Source organism: Gilliamella sp. App6-5 (assembly GCF_001690525.1).
Taxonomy (GTDB): Bacteria; Pseudomonadota; Gammaproteobacteria; order Enterobacterales; family Orbaceae; genus Gilliamella; species Gilliamella apicola_H.
This window is the reverse complement of the sequence record NZ_LZGT01000041.1, coordinates 103,060-119,382: the sequence shown is the minus strand read 5'-3', so window position 1 is coordinate 119,382 and position 16,323 is coordinate 103,060. Positions and strand designations below refer to the sequence as shown.

Annotated in this window: 16 protein-coding genes and 1 pseudogene; 3 read left to right on the top strand and 14 right to left on the bottom strand. The window is 35.8% G+C overall.

Annotated elements, in window-relative coordinates; genetic code table 11:
- Positions 1-90: 90 nt before the first annotated feature.
- The 14 genes from A9G24_RS05585 to sohB form a co-directional block, all read right to left on the bottom strand.
- Positions 91-396 (bottom strand): phage tail assembly chaperone, encoded by a 306-nt coding sequence (locus tag A9G24_RS05585; RefSeq protein ID WP_141673079.1) that lies wholly within the window; start codon positions 394-396, stop codon positions 91-93.
- Positions 397-422: 26 nt separating this feature from the next.
- Positions 423-842, bottom strand: a complete 420-nt coding sequence (locus A9G24_RS05580; RefSeq protein ID WP_065638150.1) for a hypothetical protein — start codon at positions 840-842, stop codon at positions 423-425.
- Between the two features lie 47 nt (positions 843-889).
- Positions 890-2,425, bottom strand: coding sequence for a phage tail tube protein (locus A9G24_RS05575; RefSeq protein ID WP_065638149.1), 1,536 nt, complete (start codon positions 2,423-2,425; stop codon positions 890-892).
- 291 nt (positions 2,426-2,716) lie between these two features.
- Positions 2,717-2,842, bottom strand: coding sequence for a KilA-N domain-containing protein (locus A9G24_RS13325; protein WP_081303095.1), 126 nt, complete (start codon positions 2,840-2,842; stop codon positions 2,717-2,719).
- A 486-nt stretch (positions 2,843-3,328) separates the two neighbouring features.
- Positions 3,329-3,544, bottom strand: a complete 216-nt coding sequence (gene lysC / locus A9G24_RS13320) for an Rz1-like lysis system protein LysC (RefSeq protein ID WP_442902752.1) — start codon at positions 3,542-3,544, stop codon at positions 3,329-3,331.
- Entirely contained in the window at positions 3,453-3,800 is a 348-nt protein-coding gene (locus A9G24_RS05570) for a DUF2570 domain-containing protein (RefSeq protein ID WP_065638148.1), read from the bottom strand. Before A9G24_RS05570 ends, lysC begins: the two co-directional genes overlap by 92 nt.
- Entirely contained in the window at positions 3,797-4,240 is a 444-nt protein-coding gene (locus A9G24_RS05565) for a D-Ala-D-Ala carboxypeptidase family metallohydrolase (RefSeq protein WP_065638147.1), read from the bottom strand. The genes A9G24_RS05570 and A9G24_RS05565 overlap by 4 nt, the downstream gene beginning before the upstream one ends.
- Entirely contained in the window at positions 4,233-4,538 is a 306-nt protein-coding gene (locus A9G24_RS05560) for a phage holin, lambda family (protein WP_218056228.1), read from the bottom strand. The genes A9G24_RS05565 and A9G24_RS05560 overlap by 8 nt, the downstream gene beginning before the upstream one ends.
- Positions 4,539-5,305: 767 nt before the next feature.
- Entirely contained in the window at positions 5,306-5,590 is a 285-nt protein-coding gene (locus tag A9G24_RS05555; protein ID WP_065638145.1) for a hypothetical protein, read from the bottom strand.
- A gap of 720 nt (positions 5,591-6,310) precedes the next feature.
- Complete coding sequence (locus tag A9G24_RS05550; RefSeq protein ID WP_065638144.1) at positions 6,311-6,526, bottom strand: hypothetical protein; 216 nt, start codon at positions 6,524-6,526, stop codon at positions 6,311-6,313.
- A gap of 156 nt (positions 6,527-6,682) precedes the next feature.
- A complete protein-coding gene (locus A9G24_RS05545; RefSeq protein WP_065638143.1) occupies positions 6,683-7,327 on the bottom strand; it encodes a LexA family protein in 645 nt (214 codons plus the stop codon).
- 597 nt (positions 7,328-7,924) lie between these two features.
- The gene (locus A9G24_RS05540; protein WP_065638142.1) at positions 7,925-9,520 is read right to left on the bottom strand and encodes a bifunctional aspartate transaminase/aspartate 4-decarboxylase; all 1,596 of its coding nucleotides are present in this window, start codon (positions 9,518-9,520) and stop codon (positions 7,925-7,927) included.
- Between the two features lie 29 nt (positions 9,521-9,549).
- Positions 9,550-11,250 (bottom strand): aspartate-alanine antiporter, encoded by a 1,701-nt coding sequence (gene aspT / locus A9G24_RS05535; RefSeq protein ID WP_065638141.1) that lies wholly within the window; start codon positions 11,248-11,250, stop codon positions 9,550-9,552.
- A 275-nt stretch (positions 11,251-11,525) separates the two neighbouring features.
- Complete coding sequence (gene sohB / locus A9G24_RS05530; RefSeq protein ID WP_065638140.1) at positions 11,526-12,635, bottom strand: protease SohB; 1,110 nt, start codon at positions 12,633-12,635, stop codon at positions 11,526-11,528.
- 139 nt (positions 12,636-12,774) lie between these two features.
- Between sohB and A9G24_RS05525 the strand changes: the two genes are divergently transcribed.
- The 3 genes and pseudogenes from A9G24_RS05525 (at position 12,775) to A9G24_RS05515 (ending at position 16,309) form a co-directional block, all read left to right on the top strand.
- The gene (locus A9G24_RS05525; protein WP_065638139.1) at positions 12,775-14,487 is read left to right on the top strand and encodes a formate--tetrahydrofolate ligase; all 1,713 of its coding nucleotides are present in this window, start codon (positions 12,775-12,777) and stop codon (positions 14,485-14,487) included.
- Between the two features lie 14 nt (positions 14,488-14,501).
- Positions 14,502-14,903, top strand: a complete 402-nt coding sequence (locus tag A9G24_RS05520; protein ID WP_218056226.1) for an RnfABCDGE type electron transport complex subunit B — start codon at positions 14,502-14,504, stop codon at positions 14,901-14,903.
- Between the two features lie 86 nt (positions 14,904-14,989).
- A pseudogene (locus A9G24_RS05515) lies at positions 14,990-16,309 on the top strand (transposase).
- Positions 16,310-16,323 lie beyond the last annotated feature (14 nt).

Sequence of the window (16,323 nt, the reverse complement as noted above, 5' to 3'; positions counted from 1 at the left end):
CTTCAACTACAGCCAATGATGCTTTTATTACTTTGTTGTGAGTGCGAACTTTGATCTATCTATTGACAGATTATGAAATTTCAGTCCGTTTCATTTTTTGTCCTTGAAGGCTTTCTCGACATGTTTTAGGTTAACTTGATCCATTGCTCGAATAATTTGAATTAGATCGTGCGTCTCTTCATCATCAAGTTGATAAAAACGCGCATACTCAATAATTGATAACCATGATATTGCTGTAGGCGACATATTGTGAGTACGCGTTGTATCTAAATCAAGAAAAGATTGATAATAAAAAATTAAATCATCATTAAGCACTGGTTTATTTTTTATTTTATCAGGAATGGGATGCCCCATTTGCTTTGCCATTCTGATTAAATCGCTATCCTTACCACTCATGTCTAGCTGATATTCAAGGACTGCGATTAGTTTTTTATATCTTCCTCTATTTGCACTGATTTATATAATTCAATATCATTCGCTTGTGATATCAAGTCAGTAAATAAATCGGGAAGCTGTTTAAACAAATTACAGGCGTTTTCAATAGAAAAAGGAATATTTTTTCCTTTTCGATCTTGAATATTATCCCATCCACGTAATGCCCCTTCAGAAAACGCCTTAATTGAAATTTCAATTAGTTTTTCTTCTGGAAGTGTATCCATTTGGATCTGTCGTTTATATTGTTTCGTCATTTTTTTAATCAGTAATGAATATTTAGAGTTCGCACCACCGATCCTTGCAATATAAAATGTTGGAATCGTTCCATTTGCGTTTGCTGCATATTCAATAGGTACACCATCTTTTTCTTTAGTTTTGTCAGTTTCAAATTGTTCAAATAAACTCATTTTTTTCTCCTATAAAAAAGCCTCAATTATGAGGCTAGGTTAAATTATTAATCATTAGCAGCAGGCATTGCTATATCGGGTAAATATTCAAAAGACTGATACATCATCGTATAACCATGCTTATTTTCTGCCCCTGTTTTTTCAAGTGGAATAGTTATTTTCTGATCTTTTTCAACGTTAGGTATTCCACCACTAAGTGCAAGCAATGGAATATCAAAAATAGCACCGGCATTATTTGATGCTAAAATAGTTGAAAAACCAACATCAGCATTATTTTTAATTGCCTCAATAGCGGCAACTGATGAGAAGAAAGCCGTTAGTGATCCTGTTACATTAAAGTTACCAACCGAAACATCAAAGCTACCTAAAATACCTAGCGCTTTAATTCCCGTAACACCATTACTAATAGATAAATTTGAGTCTGTTACGTATGCAAATAAAGTCTGTGGTATTGATGATGTTTTATCGATAACGCTCAATTTTTGGCGATATATATTAGATGTTGTGTTGTACGCTTCACTTTTATCAGCCACTAACCGTACACCATCCAATCGCTCTCCACCTTTTTTAGTTAATGAACCACAAGCAACATAACTTAAATCACAGGTAATATACTGAGCTGTCGATAAATTAAACTTAATTTCATTTGCTACTGCACCTGTAACATATTGTGCTTGCAAACCATTACCATCATCACCAAGCGTACGTTCAATACAGTAAGATCGTTTTTTGATTAAATCTTGACGACTCTCATTTTTAATAACTGTTCCAAAATACAGTTCCAATTCAAGATTATTATTGTTTTCATCGATTGGAGTAAAATCAGTATCATCAAAAGTTAACGAATAATCAGAAATAGCTGTTATACGAGCCCATCCTTTATTCTTTTTAAATGATGAATTACTGGTATCACCACCTAAAAAAATCCACTCACCCAGTGTTAAATTTAAGCTTGTCACTTTTGTTTTTGTTGTGACTAATGACGGGAATCCACCACCATTGGCTACTATTGAACATTCCCCTGCTTGGAATTTAAAACCAACCGCAGTTAGTTTTGCATTGTCATTGACTAAAGTATTTTCAGCCAAACCGCCATTAACAATGATTTTACTAGCTGTTGCACTTTTAATAACTTTAATTCCATTGTTTTTATGTTTATCAAAGCCAGAAGCAAAAATCAACATACCTTTAATTGGTGGATTAACACAAGGTGTTTCCAAATTATAACCATCACTGTCAATGCTCATTATCTTATTTTGGATACCATCTAGTGGTTTAGTGGTGAACTTTTCTCTAGCATCGGCAAACATAAAGCCTTGCATTAACCAAGTTAGAATATTTTTTGTGAAATCTAACGAAAAGCCTGCGTTAGCATCAAGATCAACAATTTTACCCTTTTGATTCTGCCGTGATGGATTAATAGTTTCTCGTTGTAATAAAGTTGTAGATCCGCCTAAATCGCTATAGCTATTAACTTCTATACCATGCCAAACTGGATTGTCAGGCAAAATCTTGAGACAATCTTCATTTGCGATATACAGCCCCGCTACATTACTATCAATTGTTTTATTTTTACATGTCATATTTTTAACCTCTCCTATCATAAGAAATATCTACTATTGTGTTAGTTCGATAAAAGCTTTGCTCGCATCGAGTTTCTAAATTATGCCGTTTTTAAATTTAACTGCCCCATCAATATACCTATAGCTATCTCTGACTAAAATCGTAAGCCTACGCGACAATTCATAGCCGTTAAGTTCTGGTTTTGGCACAAAACCTGCGCCATTTTGCTGGAATCACTTTTCCCAAGTTTAAGATTGATTATGGGTTAGAATTGCTAATACCTGCTCATCTGTGTCTGTAACTTTTTGCGATCAAATTAATTTATCGATTTGTAAATTACACCAAACTACAAAACTAGCTGATATCCATATAACAAAGTTAACTGCTAATTTCGGGTGAAACCATATTTCACCAAATTTACCTCGACTATTTTTTATTAATTCCTACCGTTTGGAAGTATTTAAATATTCCATGAACATGGCAATACATTCTTGCATTTCGTTAGATTTCCACCTGGCATCCAACCGTCACTATCGAAACAAACCTGATGATCGTTGAAATCAAATTTATTAAATTCATGGTTTTCTCTATTAGAACTGAATTTGAGTCATATCAAGAATCTGTTCAATAGAAATAACATCATGATAACCATCAGGTTCCCTCTAAACCCCATTCTTAAATGATCTCTTGTTATTGATTAATTGCCGTGTGTTGGCATTATGATTTATTAAAAAATGAATTTAGTTTGTGGAACTTCACAGAAAATGAGCACAAAAAAACCGCAATTAAGCGGATTGTTACATTGTTTTAGAATTATTTAACTTGATGGAATATAGCTTGCAATACTATTTCACTATCTGTTTAATTATATTTATTATCACGTCCCTCTTTGTTCATTCCTTGTGGGGCTGTCACAGATTTCTTTATTTTATCTTCTTTATTGCTTGTTTATCACTATTACACTTCTCGATAACATTTAACAAATGCTCATTGTATTTGAGACTATCACTGAATGTCATTGATTTCGGTGGTAAATTTGGCAGACAGTCACTGAGCAAATTTGCTGGTATAGGTCGATTGACGTAAACTTTTCGCTCTGTTGTACAGGCGGTCAACAACAGAACTGGGAATACGTTCATTAGCACAATGATTATTTTTAAGTTGCTCATTGATTCGCTCCTGACGTTCTAGTGATTGGTTTTCTAGCTCGCGTTTGCTTTGCTCATTATCTGCTATGATTTGATTGTTTTTAGCGATGTTCTGATTTAACTGTTCGATTTTTCCGAGCAATTCATCGTTTGTTTTTTGAATTGCTTCTTTGTCTTTACACAAATTAACAATAACATAAATCATAAATGTAAAAATAATCGCTATTGCCGTGTATGTTTTATTCATTTTAAACCACTCAAATAAACCGTTTTACCGCCCTGCTTGGCTGCTGTTAACACTATTTGGCGATTATGTGTCGGACTAAAACCAATGTGCACCCATTGATTATGCTCTTGAATTAATTTATCGAACTGCACCCCAGCATCAACCAACTGCTGACAAATCTCTTTAGGCGTACCGAATGACGATTTAAAGTCTACCGCTAATCCCTTTGTGTGAGCGCTTGTTGCTACACCGCCAACTTTAGCATTTAGCGCAGGACAGCGATATCCAGACGTGATAATAATTGGCTTACCTAAAGCTTTTCTTACTAGCTCCAACTTGATAGCTGTTAATTGCACATTAGCCATCAAATTATCTGGCACACGATTATCTATTTTTAATCTGTCCGCTGTCGTCGAGCGTGTAAACTCTTCTAGCGTAAAATGTTCAGTTAGCTTAGTCATCGTTGTTATCCCCCTTTTTTCTTAACATTGAATTTGATATTTGACGTAATTTATCAACACCTAAAAATCCAATTGCGCCACCAATAAATGGATTTATGCTAACGGGCAAACCAAAATAATCTAGTCCACTGCTAGCGGCTAATGATAACGCACCACACAATAATGCTTCGATCCATTTACGACGTCCACCTACCCCATCATATGTTAAACGACCGTAGGCTATGATGATGGATAGAATGACGCCATAAATTAATGGCGCATTCGATTGCAACCATTCCATGATTGATGATTTATACATGTTATTATTCTTCATATGAGTTAATGATGTGACAGCGTACTAGCTATTATGTAGTTATGTGTGTGTCTAGCATTGCTGTCGATTCGATGTTGAGTGAATGACTCAAAATTTTGGTATAAAAAACCGAATTTCGTCGGCTAAAATTAATTACATTGTGAATATAATGATCTTGTTATCACTACCCTTAATTTTCCTATCAGCTTATTGTATTCACATTTCTGTTGTTAGATAGAAACTTTATCTAAAGCTTAATTTTATTCTTAGAAATCCCATCTTTTATATGTTTACACAGTCAAGCATTTAAGTAATTCTATGAAAATGAATTGGAGAACTTATTTTACTCATCGGGTACATATTTTGCCAAAATGAAATCCGATGAATAATTAGTATCTGTCATATTAAATTTCAGCTACTACAATTTTTCTATTATCTGCTAGTCATTTCCCATGACTGAGATTCTTCATTAGCTTATCAGCTCGATTTTCAAACAATCTATCCAGCCTACATAATTCACTTCGTACCGTTTTCAAACATCCAATAAAACACTCCAAATAGACAACCGGATGACAAAAGAAAAGTACATAATAATGCAAACTTGATTTCACAACCTGTTAGTTTATATTCATTGTCAAATCTGTCTGTAGCTTTCATATTCACAAAATTTTTATTAGTCATAATCGTCTCAAAAACAGCCCTCAGAAGAGAGTAAATGGATATACTACGCGATCATCTTTTCGAATTGTCAGAAATCGTTAACTTTCGTTAACTTAATAAAATGATCGTTTATTTTTTTCGTTAAAACGATATTCCGCTTCTACATAACATATAGCTCTTAAAGCGGTTTGAACTGAATCAGGATTGATGTTTTCCCAGCCCAATGCCATCCTTATTCTTTCTTCAATTTCTAGATAATCATCATCGCTGAGCTCGTCATAAAGTTTAGTTGACAGCGCGTCAATTGCCGCTTCTTTGTCATCTCTCATTTCGATATTGCTCATCATTTCGCAATATGCTCTTTCATGTGCATTTGCGACTACACTATGTAACTGCATAACTAACCTCACCAGTAACTAAATATTTTTTAAGCTATCAGAGTGTTTTGTCATCCAATAGGAATCAACTGAATTATCTCACTCGGCGGTATAAATAAATTTACTAAATTAAAAAAGCTCACATTTTGAAAAACCGATCACGGTGCACTCAAATTTAAATCCGAAACCATTTGTAAAAATCCCCCGATCGTCAACCTTAACATTACAATCAACTAGTGGAATATCAGCGAATTCTTTTTTATCTAATCTCTTAACTCTATTTGGTAATTTATTTGAAGTCCTCGCTGATTGTTAATTTCAAACTCAAGCGCACTCTATGAATGCGCTTTGGTTTGAACTTAAATAGCAATCTCTTTATTAAAGAACTTGATGGCTAGTCGATCTCTGTCCGAGGCTAGGAGTGATTAAGTCGCTCACCCGATGCGTACTGCTGTGATTGCTATCAAAACCGCTGTACTTTCATATGCTCCAGCTAGCTACTTGAATCTCGCTTAACTAATTAAGTAACTCGTGGTATTGCTTAATTGTTTTGTTAAGTTGATTTGTTTTGATGCGAAGATAATACAGCTAAAACTGTTAAAAGTAAACAGCAAAAACTGTATCTTTAACTACAATTAATTTAATTGGGTGTTTTTTAATCATAAATCGTGGATTTAAAATTTTGAATTGGGGTATAAAAAAGCCCAATATGGGCTTTAAAATATAAATTAAAAGAAATATTTATTTTCTTTTGAAAATTTCATCATTTTTTGTGTATTCATATGCATCAAGAATTAGTCCCGATATTCTTAACACATTTTCTGGTTTATCAATAATAATTTGATCTCCAGCACCTATTTCTAATTCGGCTCTCTTAACCTCATTTTTTATCTTGTCGGTTAGCTCAATTGGCAGTTGAATTGATGGGCGTTGTTTATTATCGTAGTATCTAACCACCCACCTATTTGATTTATTGTGATAAAGTACACTAAAATATGATTCAGTGTCCTTATATGTTAATTCGTTATCATCTATAATTGAATTTACATATTCAAATAAAACTCTCTCAGAAGTAAGTGGTAATAATTTTATTATGCTAATAAGTTGTAATTATTATCTCTTTCGTCTAAATATCCTATGCTCGACCATTGTACCAACAATTCTGATTTGTTGATTTAAGGTGCTCATTGTTGTGTAATCAGGATTAAGAGGAATAAGCTCAAATTGCATTCTTTCATGCTCATCATATCCCAACTCTCGGTATTTTTTAAAAGTGGCTTCTGATTCGCCATTCATAGCGACTACAAATTCACCGGGTATTGGTTTAATCGCAGGATCAATAATGACAACATCGCCCTCTTTAAATTCTGGCTCCATTGAATCGCCTTTTATTTTTAGTGCAAACGCTTTATCTGATAATTCCAATGATGTCATAATGTATTCAAACCCTGTTGAATCCCTTAATTCACAAGATTCTGTCCAGACTCCAGCTTGAACAAAACTAATTAAAGGCACTTGGCGAGCCTTTAGATTTATGGGTTCTATATTTTTTACTTCTTTCTCTTTCCCGCTTAATAGCCATGCCATATCGCATTTAAGAGCAACAGATATTTCATATAAATAGCGAGGTTTTTTTACATCTCCACTTTCAATCGCTTGATAAGATTGTTGTTTTATTCCAACTTGCGAGGCTACTTGTTCCTGCGTTAAGTTTAATTCTTCTCGTCTGGCTCGGATTCGTTGACCAAGATTATTCATTTTAAAAGTCTCCATTGTGTTAAAAAAATAATACAGATAAATCTGTAATTGACAAACAGTAAAAACTGTTATTTAATACAGTTATAACTGTTGAGATTTAATAAGGACAAATATGACAATTGGGGAAAGAGTTAAACAAAAAAGAATTGAGCAAAATATAAGCCAATCTTTTTTAGCTAATTTGAGGTGCACATAAATCCCTTAAAAACTAAAAAAACACTAAATCCAAGTGCGCGTATTTATAATTTAAAACAAGCAGGATTCAATATTAGCAACAAATTAGTTTACAGAAATAGTAAAAAATTTGCTAAGTTGTTGTTGCTACTAAAATTCAAAAAATGCGTGACTCATCAAAATCGTTGACCGAGTTATTTCCTCACTTGGTTCAACGATTCTTTTTCTAGTAAACGACTTCATTTCCTTAAAAGCAACAAAACAAAAAAAATATAATAAATTAAAAAGCTTTTCTGAACGATTTTGTAAGAAAATTTGTTTGTTTTTGATAATAAGTGATTAGATTGGGGCTATTTTTATTGGATAATAAAAACCCTAGATAACTAGGGTTTTTGGGGTAAGTTTATTAGTCAAACTAATTAGCTATTTGTTTTTTGCTTTATACTCATCATAATATTCTTCTGCTAATTTGCGCATTGATAAACCGATTGCCGCATATTGATATTCATTTAAATTTGCTAACGAGGCGCGAGCAGAAGGATGCTGTACAGCAAATCCTTTACCTGGTAATAATACAACGCCCGCTTCATCAGCAATTCTGAATAACATTTCAGATGGATTTTTATTTTTTAGAATCCATTTAGCAAATTTATCGTCATATAATTCTCGACAAATATGTTCAAGATCCACTAGCGTATAGTAATCTACACTATTTTCATCCGTTTGATGTTTAAGACCTAAATGTTGATAAAGTGATGCTGCACGGCGTCGGATTAGTGATTTTAAAGCGGTTTTATAACTTTGATCGCTATCTATCATTTCGCATAATGCAAATAAAACCATTTGTACTTGTTGTGGTGTTGAAAGACCCGCAGTATGGTTTAGTGCAACCGCACGGCTATCAGCCACTAATCGATCAATAAATTTTAGATTTTCTGGATCAGTAACAATTGAGCTATAGCGTTTATTTAAGATCTGTTTGGTTTTACTTGGTAACGCTTTAATCGTTTTGTCAATGACATTATCGCGTGCTGTGGCAATAACACCTAAACGCCAACCAGTCGCACCAAAATATTTCGAAAATGAATAAACTAAAATGGTATTTTTTGGACATATCGCAAATAAAGATTGGAAGTCATCGGCAAATGTACCATAAACATCATCGGTCAAAATAATCAATTCAGGACGTTTTTGAACGATATCAGCAATAATTTTTAGACTTTTATCATCAATTTTAACTGATGGCGGGTTAGATGGGTTAACAACGAAAAAGGCTTTAATTGCTGGATCTTCTAATTTACGCAATTCTGACTCAGGGTACTGCCAATTTGCATTAGGATCAGCATTGATTAACACTTCAACTAGTTGATAGTCGTTCAATTCGGGAATTTCTAGATAAGGTGTGAATATCGGCGCACCAATGGCAATTTTGTCGCCTTTTTGGATTAAACCGTTTTCTTTCATTGAATTAAAAATATAAGCCATGGCGGCTGTACCACCTTCAACGGCAAATAAATCAATATTATCACGATCCAGATATTGAGCGCCCATTTGTTGTAAAATATAGGCTTTAACCACATCTTCACTAAAATGTAACATTCTGTCAGGTACGGGGTAATTGCATCCCAAAATACCTTCTACCATCTCTTGTAAAAAGGCATTTTCGTCCAATCCTAGTTGGTCACGAATATAAGAAAAAGCCTTACCTAAAAAAGCGACTCCCGGAGTGTTATAGTTTTGACAAATAAAATGTTCAAAGCGGCCTGTTAATCCGGCTTTGATTGGCATGCCGCCAACACCTTCATTTAAATATGAAAATGACATTTCGGATTCTTGGGTTGCAAACACACCTAGTTGAAAAAAAGCTTGTCGAGGCCAAGTGGCAAGAAAGTTGGGATTACCTCTTCCTGCATTTAACATTACGCGATCAGTATGACTTTGTGCCAGTTTAATTAAGTTATCTTTTAACTCAAAAGGACTTAAATTAGCATATTGGCTATATTGTGTGTTATTTTTCATACATTTGTATCCTTAATTTGATATATCAATTAAACAAAAGCAACAACCAATGGTCCTAATAAAGTTAGGAACACATTAGCTAAAGCATAAGTAATAGCAAAAGAGTTAGTTGGTGTTGAATTACCAGCTTTATTGAGCACTTCACCAAAGGCGGGATTAGCACTACGCGATCCAGCTAACGCACCGGCAAACACTGCTGCATTTTTATAGCCAAGCACATATTTACCAAAATAGATGGCAAGCAACATGGGTAATAAGGTCACAACAACCCCAATTAAAAATAGGGATAAACCTTGTTCTTTAATAGTATTAATTGCTTGAAGACCAGAACTGAGCCCCACAACCGCTACAAAACCTGCCAAGCCAAAGTCTTTTAACAGTTGCACAGCGCCAATTGGAATATTACCGATAGTTTGATGAAGAGAACGATACCAACCAAATAATAAGCCAGATAAAAGTGCACCACCACCTGCGCCTAATGTAATAGGAATATTGCTAACACGAATCACAATTAAACCAATAATAAGCCCAATAACAAGTCCTAACCCATGAAATATCCAGTCAGTTTTTTCACTTTTAGTAATTGGGGCACCGATTTTATCAACAACTCGACGAAGATCACTGTCAGCACCATAAATGGTAATTACATCGCCCAGTTTTAAATAAATATCATTATTAAGAGACAAAGGTTGACCATCACGATGAATAGCCACAAGATAGATACCATGTTTTAATTTCATGACTTCATCAGAAGCGAGCACTTGTGTAAAATTGTGTCCCACATACTTGTTGTTTCGCATTTCAACATCTAACTTGTTCATCACAACATCCATACCTGATGCTGAATTAACTTCGGTACCAAGTAGATCATGCGCCTCAATCATTGCATCACGGTGACCAACAACCAGAATGATATCTTTCGATTTTAATACTGTTTCAGGCGTTGCTTCAATAATGTTATTACCACGCTTGATACGTTCAATACTGATGCCATTAACCGTTTGTTCAACATGCGCAACCGTTTGACTGATCTTATTGGTAATACGGTATAAACGACCACTAATATCTGATAAAGCTAAATTTTGATTAGCACCCAACAAGAGTGAACCATGAAGCTGTTCAGCCTGCGCCTTAATTGCATCATCGGCAATATCTTTACCCATGATTTTTGGCAAAATATTGACGCATACAATAATGGCACCTAGTGAACCAAATATATAAGTTACCGCATAGCCAATGGTGACATTTGCTTGCATTTTGCTTAACTCTTCTGCGCTTAAACCGAGTTGACTTAAAGCATCAGAAGCCGTACCCATAATAGCGGATTGCGTTAATCCCCCCGCAGCTAATCCTGCGGCAAGCCCTTTATCCAAATTAAATATTTTGGCTAACACTATAACAGTCACAAAACTTGCCGCCGCAATAAATAATGCTAAAAAGATTTCACGTAATGTTTTAACGCCCAGAGAGCGGAAAAACTGAGGACCACTTTCATAACCTACTGCATAAATAAATAATGCAAAAAGAATTGCTTTAACGCCGGCGTCAATAGTCACACCAAAAACACTTAACGCAACGGCAACGAGTAACGAACCAGCGACACCACCAAGTTGGAATTTACCCATCCGAATGCCACCAATCAAATAACCTAAACTCAACGATAAAAATAATAAAATTTCGGGAGAGTGTTTAAGTCCATCTAAAATCCAGTTTGAAAGCCATTGAAACATAATAATTGTCCTCAAGCATAATGATTTGTGAATAGAAAAAGATATGTAATAGAATGGAGCCATATCCATCAATTTGTATGAATATAGGTGTATATTAAATCGCAATTAGATTAATAGATATTCAGTTTTAACAATTAATGCTATCGTTAGAAAATAATATATGTTGAATATTTGTATTCATTAAAAAACATATACATTTGAATAATTGATGATTTTTTAACAAAAACTGAGGTGTCAATATAAGCCTTTACGTAACTTATATTAAAAAAGGGCTATTACAGCCCATTTCCTTGTCTAAAAAATAATTTTTCGACACTCTTTACGGCGTTTTTCGAAATTCTTTCTGATAATTTTTGTCGGCGTTGATAACTAACAGCGATAATTTTATGTGTTTTTAAGTGAGATAAAATAAAGTCATCACTAGTGCTAATTTCGTCAACTAAGCCTTTATCTTTGGCTTGCGTTGCAAACCAATGCTCGCCAGTGGCAACTTGTTCGATATCCACGTTTGGACGATACTCTTTAACAAAATCTTTAAATAAAAGATGAGTTTCTTCTAATTCCTGTTTGAATTTTTGGCGACCTTCTTCAGTGTTTTCTCCAAACATGGTTAACGTACGTTTATACGCACCTGCTGTTTGTAACTCAATATCCACATCATGTTTTTTAAGTAAGCGATTAAAATTAGGAATTTGTGCAACCACACCAATAGAACCCACAATGGCAAATGGCGCTGCCACAATTTTGTTAGCAGTACATGCCATCATATACCCACCACTGGCCGCGACTTTATCAACAACCGCAGTAAAAGGAATATCACGCTGTCTAAACCGTAACAGCTGTGATGCTGCAAGCCCATAACCATGAACTACCCCGCCAGGGCTTTCAAGCTTAACCACAACTTTATCTTCTGGTTTAATAACAGCCAATACAGCGGTAATTTCTTGACGTAATTCTTCAACTTCATGCGCATCCATACTGCCGTTGAAAGACAGTACAAACAATTTTGGTTTTGCTTGCTGGTCTGTATTACTTTCTGCTGGCTGCGTTGTATTATCTAGCGTTGACTGTTCGTTAGAGTTTTCTTGCTTTTTAACTTGTTTCTTTTTTTGTTTAGCCGCTAATTTTGCCTGTTTCTTTTCAAGTTTTTTCTGTTTTTTTAGATCTTTCATAAACAGCTTAGCTTCTAGTTCGTCCATACTTGACATTAACATATCATCTTTAACTTGCTCATATTCTTGACTAATGTCTTTGACTGATAAACGCCCTGCCACCGTTGCTGACTTACGGCGTTGGCTTAATATAAAAATAAGTATCGCTAAAATTGCAATAACAACTGTTGCTGTTTCAGCTAAAAAAAGTGAATACTCAGAAAACCAATTCATTTAACTATTTCCTTTTATTGAATGTATTTAGTTATTATAACAAGATAATTGTGACTTGTGCCGAAAATCAATAAAGATAAAATTGTCGCTTTATTCGGCTATTTAAATTATTTATACTGATAGTCCAATTTATTGTTAGATGAGAACGAATATGCCTTTACGCCCAATTACTGAAATCGCTAAACAATGCAACATCCCAGAAGAATTTGTCCTGCCTTATGGCAAACACGTGGCAAAAATCGATCTATCCATTCTTAAAGCCAACCAAAACAAACCTAACGGCAAATTGGTATTAGTTACCGCTATTACGCCAACTCCACTTGGTGAGGGTAAAACGGTGAATACAATCGGGCTAAGTGAGGGACTAAATTACATTGGTAAATCGGCAATTGCTTGTATTCGTCAACCAAGTTTAGGACCTGTATTTGGCGTTAAAGGTGGTGCTGCTGGCGGTGGTCAAGCCGAAGTATTACCTATGGAAACTTTAAATCTGCATTTAACGGGTGATATTCACGCAATCACCGCAGCTCATGATTTGGCATCAGCCGCATTAGATTCGCGCCTTTATCATGAAGAACGCTTGGGCGATGAATTTACCGCACAAACGGGCTTGCCGCGTCTCAATATCGATGTAAATCGTATTGTGTGGAAACGGGTGATGGATCATAATGATCGTGCACTTCGTAAAATTACTGTTGGTGTCGGTGGTGGCGTTAATGGCATTACACGTCAAGATGGCTTTGAGATAACCGCAGCATCAGAACTTATGGCAATTTTAGCATTAGCCTCAGATTTACACGATATGCGTGCGCGCATTGGGCGTATTATTTTAGCTTATAATACTCAAGGCGAAGCAATTACCGCAGAACAACTTGAAGTTGCGGGCGCCATGACAGTATTACTTAAAAATGCGATTAATCCAAACCTGATGCAAACAGTTGAAAATACGCCGGTACTTATTCATGCGGGACCTTTCGCCAATATTGCCCATGGCAACTCCTCTGTCATTGCCGATCGCATTGCTTTGCAACTTGCCGATTATGTCGTAACTGAAGCTGGTTTTGGCTCAGATATGGGCATGGAAAAATTCTTTAATATTAAATATCGCCAAGCAGGAATAAAAGCCTCATGTGTGGTGCTTGTTGCAACGGTTCGTAGCTTAAAATCTAACAGCGGAAAGTATAATATCAAACCAGGACAAGCAATTCCAAAAGAAATCTCAGAATCTAATGTGGAGCTACTTGAAATGGGTGCGGCTAATTTGGCATGGCATATCAACAATGCCAAAAGTTATGGGCTACAAGTGATTGTTGCCATCAATCGCTTTCCACACGATAGTGAAGAAGAACTAGCCTTTTTACAAAAATATGCAGTTGAACATGGGGCATTTGCTTGTGAAGTGAGTGAAGTTTTCACTCAAGGCGGTAAAGGTGCTGAAAAACTGGCTGAGCATGTTATCAAAGCATGTGATATGCCAAGTGAGATCAAATTACCTTATCCTGACAACATGTCACTTGCTGATAAAATCCAAACTATGGTAAAAAAATACGGTGCCAATAAAGCTAATTTATCAGCACAAGCACTGGAAAATATCAAAGAGATCGAAGCATTAAAACTCGATCATTTGCCTCTTTGTATTGCTAAAACCCCCATGTCAATTAGTGCTGATGCCAATCTAAAAAATGTCCCTACTGATTTTGTTGTTGATATCAGTCATTTAGCGATATCTGCAGGTGCTGGTTTTATTCGTGTTTATGCTGGTAATGTAATGACCATGCCGGGGTTAGGCACCAACCCAGCTTATAGACAAATTGATATTGACAAAGATGGTAATATTGTAGGTTTAAGTTAATGCAAGAAGTGATTATGCAAACTAAACAAGAATACAAAGCATTTATTGATGAAGAAAGCTGTATTGGCTGTGGCAAATGCATCCGTGTTTGCCCAACCGATGCTATTGTCGGCAGCAAGCAAGTGTTGCACACAATACTGCCACAGTTATGTACCTCGTGTAGTAATTGTATCAATACCTGTCCAACAGACTGTATTACATTAAGCACGTTAGGCAGTGTATTGAGTGAATCAGAAGAGTTAGCGCTAACTCAGAAAAAGCAACAGCGATTAGGCCATAATCAGTTAGTGCCACCAACAATTTTGTTTCCACACACCATGCCGACGACAAACAAGATCAGCACAACAACCGATCGTAAAAAGTCGATAGCCGATGCCATTGCTAGAGTAAAAGCCAAAAAAAACCTCGCTAAATAGCGAGGTCAGATTGATGACAAAGAACTCGCTTTTTGGCGAGTTCTTTGATCTAATAGAGAGAAGTCCATTATAAGAGAAGTTCTTCTATGCTAAAAAAACCAACTCCAGCGACACCCGAAAAAGTAGAGCAAATCTCACTAGATGCGCTTGTCCCCCAAAATCATCTTGTTCGTAAAATAGCTAAAGTCATTGATTTTGAATTTATTCGAGAAGCGGTAGCACCACTTTATTGCCCTAATAACGGTCGTCCGGCAGAAGATCCGGTCAGACTGTTTAAAATCATGCTATTGGGGTATCTTTTCGGTATCCCCAGTGAACGTCGTCTGGTTCAGGAAATTCAGGTCAATTTAGCTTACCGCTGGTTTCTGGGAATGGGATTAACCGAAAAAGTGATTGACGCCTCAACACTCAGCCAAGGTTGATAAGTGGTCGGGTTTTATATACGGACAGTACTCACCTAAAAGCAAATGCCAATAAAGGCAAAGCACGTAATGAGCAGCGTATTGTTGAGCCCAGTCAATATATTGATGCGCTTAATCAAGCCATCAACGCAGAAAGAGAATTAAACGGAAAAAAGCCTTAAAGCCATCGACGGTAGAGAAATACAAGGAGGTTAAAGTCAGTACAACAGATCCGGACAGTGGCTTTATGCATCGGGAAGGCAAGCCTAAAGGATTCTTCTACTTAGATCACCGAACGGTTGATGGCAAACATAATTTAATTACCGATACCTATGTCACTGCCGGAAATATCCATGATTCCCAGCCTTATATGGCTCGATTAAAACGCCAGCTAGAGCGGTTTGGCTTTAATCCGGTTGGTGTCGGTCTTGATGCGGGTTATTTTACGGCTCCCATTTGCCATTTACTGCTGGCAGAGCAGATATATCCGGTGTTGGGTTATCGCCGCCCCACCCATGGTGCGAATCCCATCAGAAAAAAAGCAGTTTATCTATAACGGTCAAAACGATACTTATACTTGCCCAACGGGCAAACATTAATATATAAAACTACCAGCAGGGAAGGTTATCGTCATTATCATTCTGATGCAACAACCTGCAAAATCTGTTCGTTATTGTCACAGTGTACACAGAGTAAAAATACACAGAAAGTCATCACACGGCATATCTGGGAAGCAGATAAAGAGAAAGCCAACGAGATTCGTTTAAGTCAGTGGGGTAAAAAAGTCTATGCTCGGCGAAAAGAAACGATAGAGCGTAGGTTCAAATGCAGTGTTTATTGGCCGCAACGGCTCAAAATATCAAGAAAATAGCGATAAAGCTATTTTTGTTACGTTTTTTTAGTCTATTTTTTAATTTATTTAATAAAATCCAAATTAAAAAGCCTATTTATGGTTTAAATAAAAAAATAAACCCCGAATTATATCGAGGTCTGTCATCAATCTGACCTCGCTAAATAGC

Excerpts from the sequence above, each read along its gene's own strand:
- A9G24_RS05560 (WP_218056228.1), bottom strand. The coding sequence starts at position 4,538 with ATGTATAAATCATCAATCATGGAATGGTTGCAATCGAATGCGCCATTA.
- A9G24_RS05555 (WP_065638145.1), bottom strand. The coding sequence starts at position 5,590 with ATGCAGTTACATAGTGTAGTCGCAAATGCACATGAAAGAGCATATTGC.
- A9G24_RS05545 (WP_065638143.1), bottom strand. The coding sequence starts at position 7,327 with ATGAATAATCTTGGTCAACGAATCCGAGCCAGACGAGAAGAATTAAAC.
- A9G24_RS05525 (WP_065638139.1), top strand. The coding sequence starts at position 12,775 with ATGAGAACGAATATGCCTTTACGCCCAATTACTGAAATCGCTAAACAA.
- A9G24_RS05575 (WP_065638149.1), bottom strand. The coding sequence starts at position 2,425 with ATGACATGTAAAAATAAAACAATTGATAGTAATGTAGCGGGGCTGTAT.
- A9G24_RS05565 (WP_065638147.1), bottom strand. The coding sequence starts at position 4,240 with ATGACTAAGCTAACTGAACATTTTACGCTAGAAGAGTTTACACGCTCG.
- A9G24_RS05540 (WP_065638142.1), bottom strand. The coding sequence starts at position 9,520 with ATGAAAAATAACACACAATATAGCCAATATGCTAATTTAAGTCCTTTT.
- sohB (WP_065638140.1), bottom strand. The coding sequence starts at position 12,635 with ATGAATTGGTTTTCTGAGTATTCACTTTTTTTAGCTGAAACAGCAACA.
- aspT (WP_065638141.1), bottom strand. The coding sequence starts at position 11,250 with ATGTTTCAATGGCTTTCAAACTGGATTTTAGATGGACTTAAACACTCT.
- A9G24_RS05570 (WP_065638148.1), bottom strand. The coding sequence starts at position 3,800 with ATGAATAAAACATACACGGCAATAGCGATTATTTTTACATTTATGATT.
- A9G24_RS05520 (WP_218056226.1), top strand. The coding sequence starts at position 14,502 with ATGCAAACTAAACAAGAATACAAAGCATTTATTGATGAAGAAAGCTGT.
- A9G24_RS05580 (WP_065638150.1), bottom strand. The coding sequence starts at position 842 with ATGAGTTTATTTGAACAATTTGAAACTGACAAAACTAAAGAAAAAGAT.
- A9G24_RS05585 (WP_141673079.1), bottom strand. The coding sequence starts at position 396 with ATGAGTGGTAAGGATAGCGATTTAATCAGAATGGCAAAGCAAATGGGG.
- lysC (WP_442902752.1), bottom strand. The coding sequence starts at position 3,544 with ATGAACGTATTCCCAGTTCTGTTGTTGACCGCCTGTACAACAGAGCGA.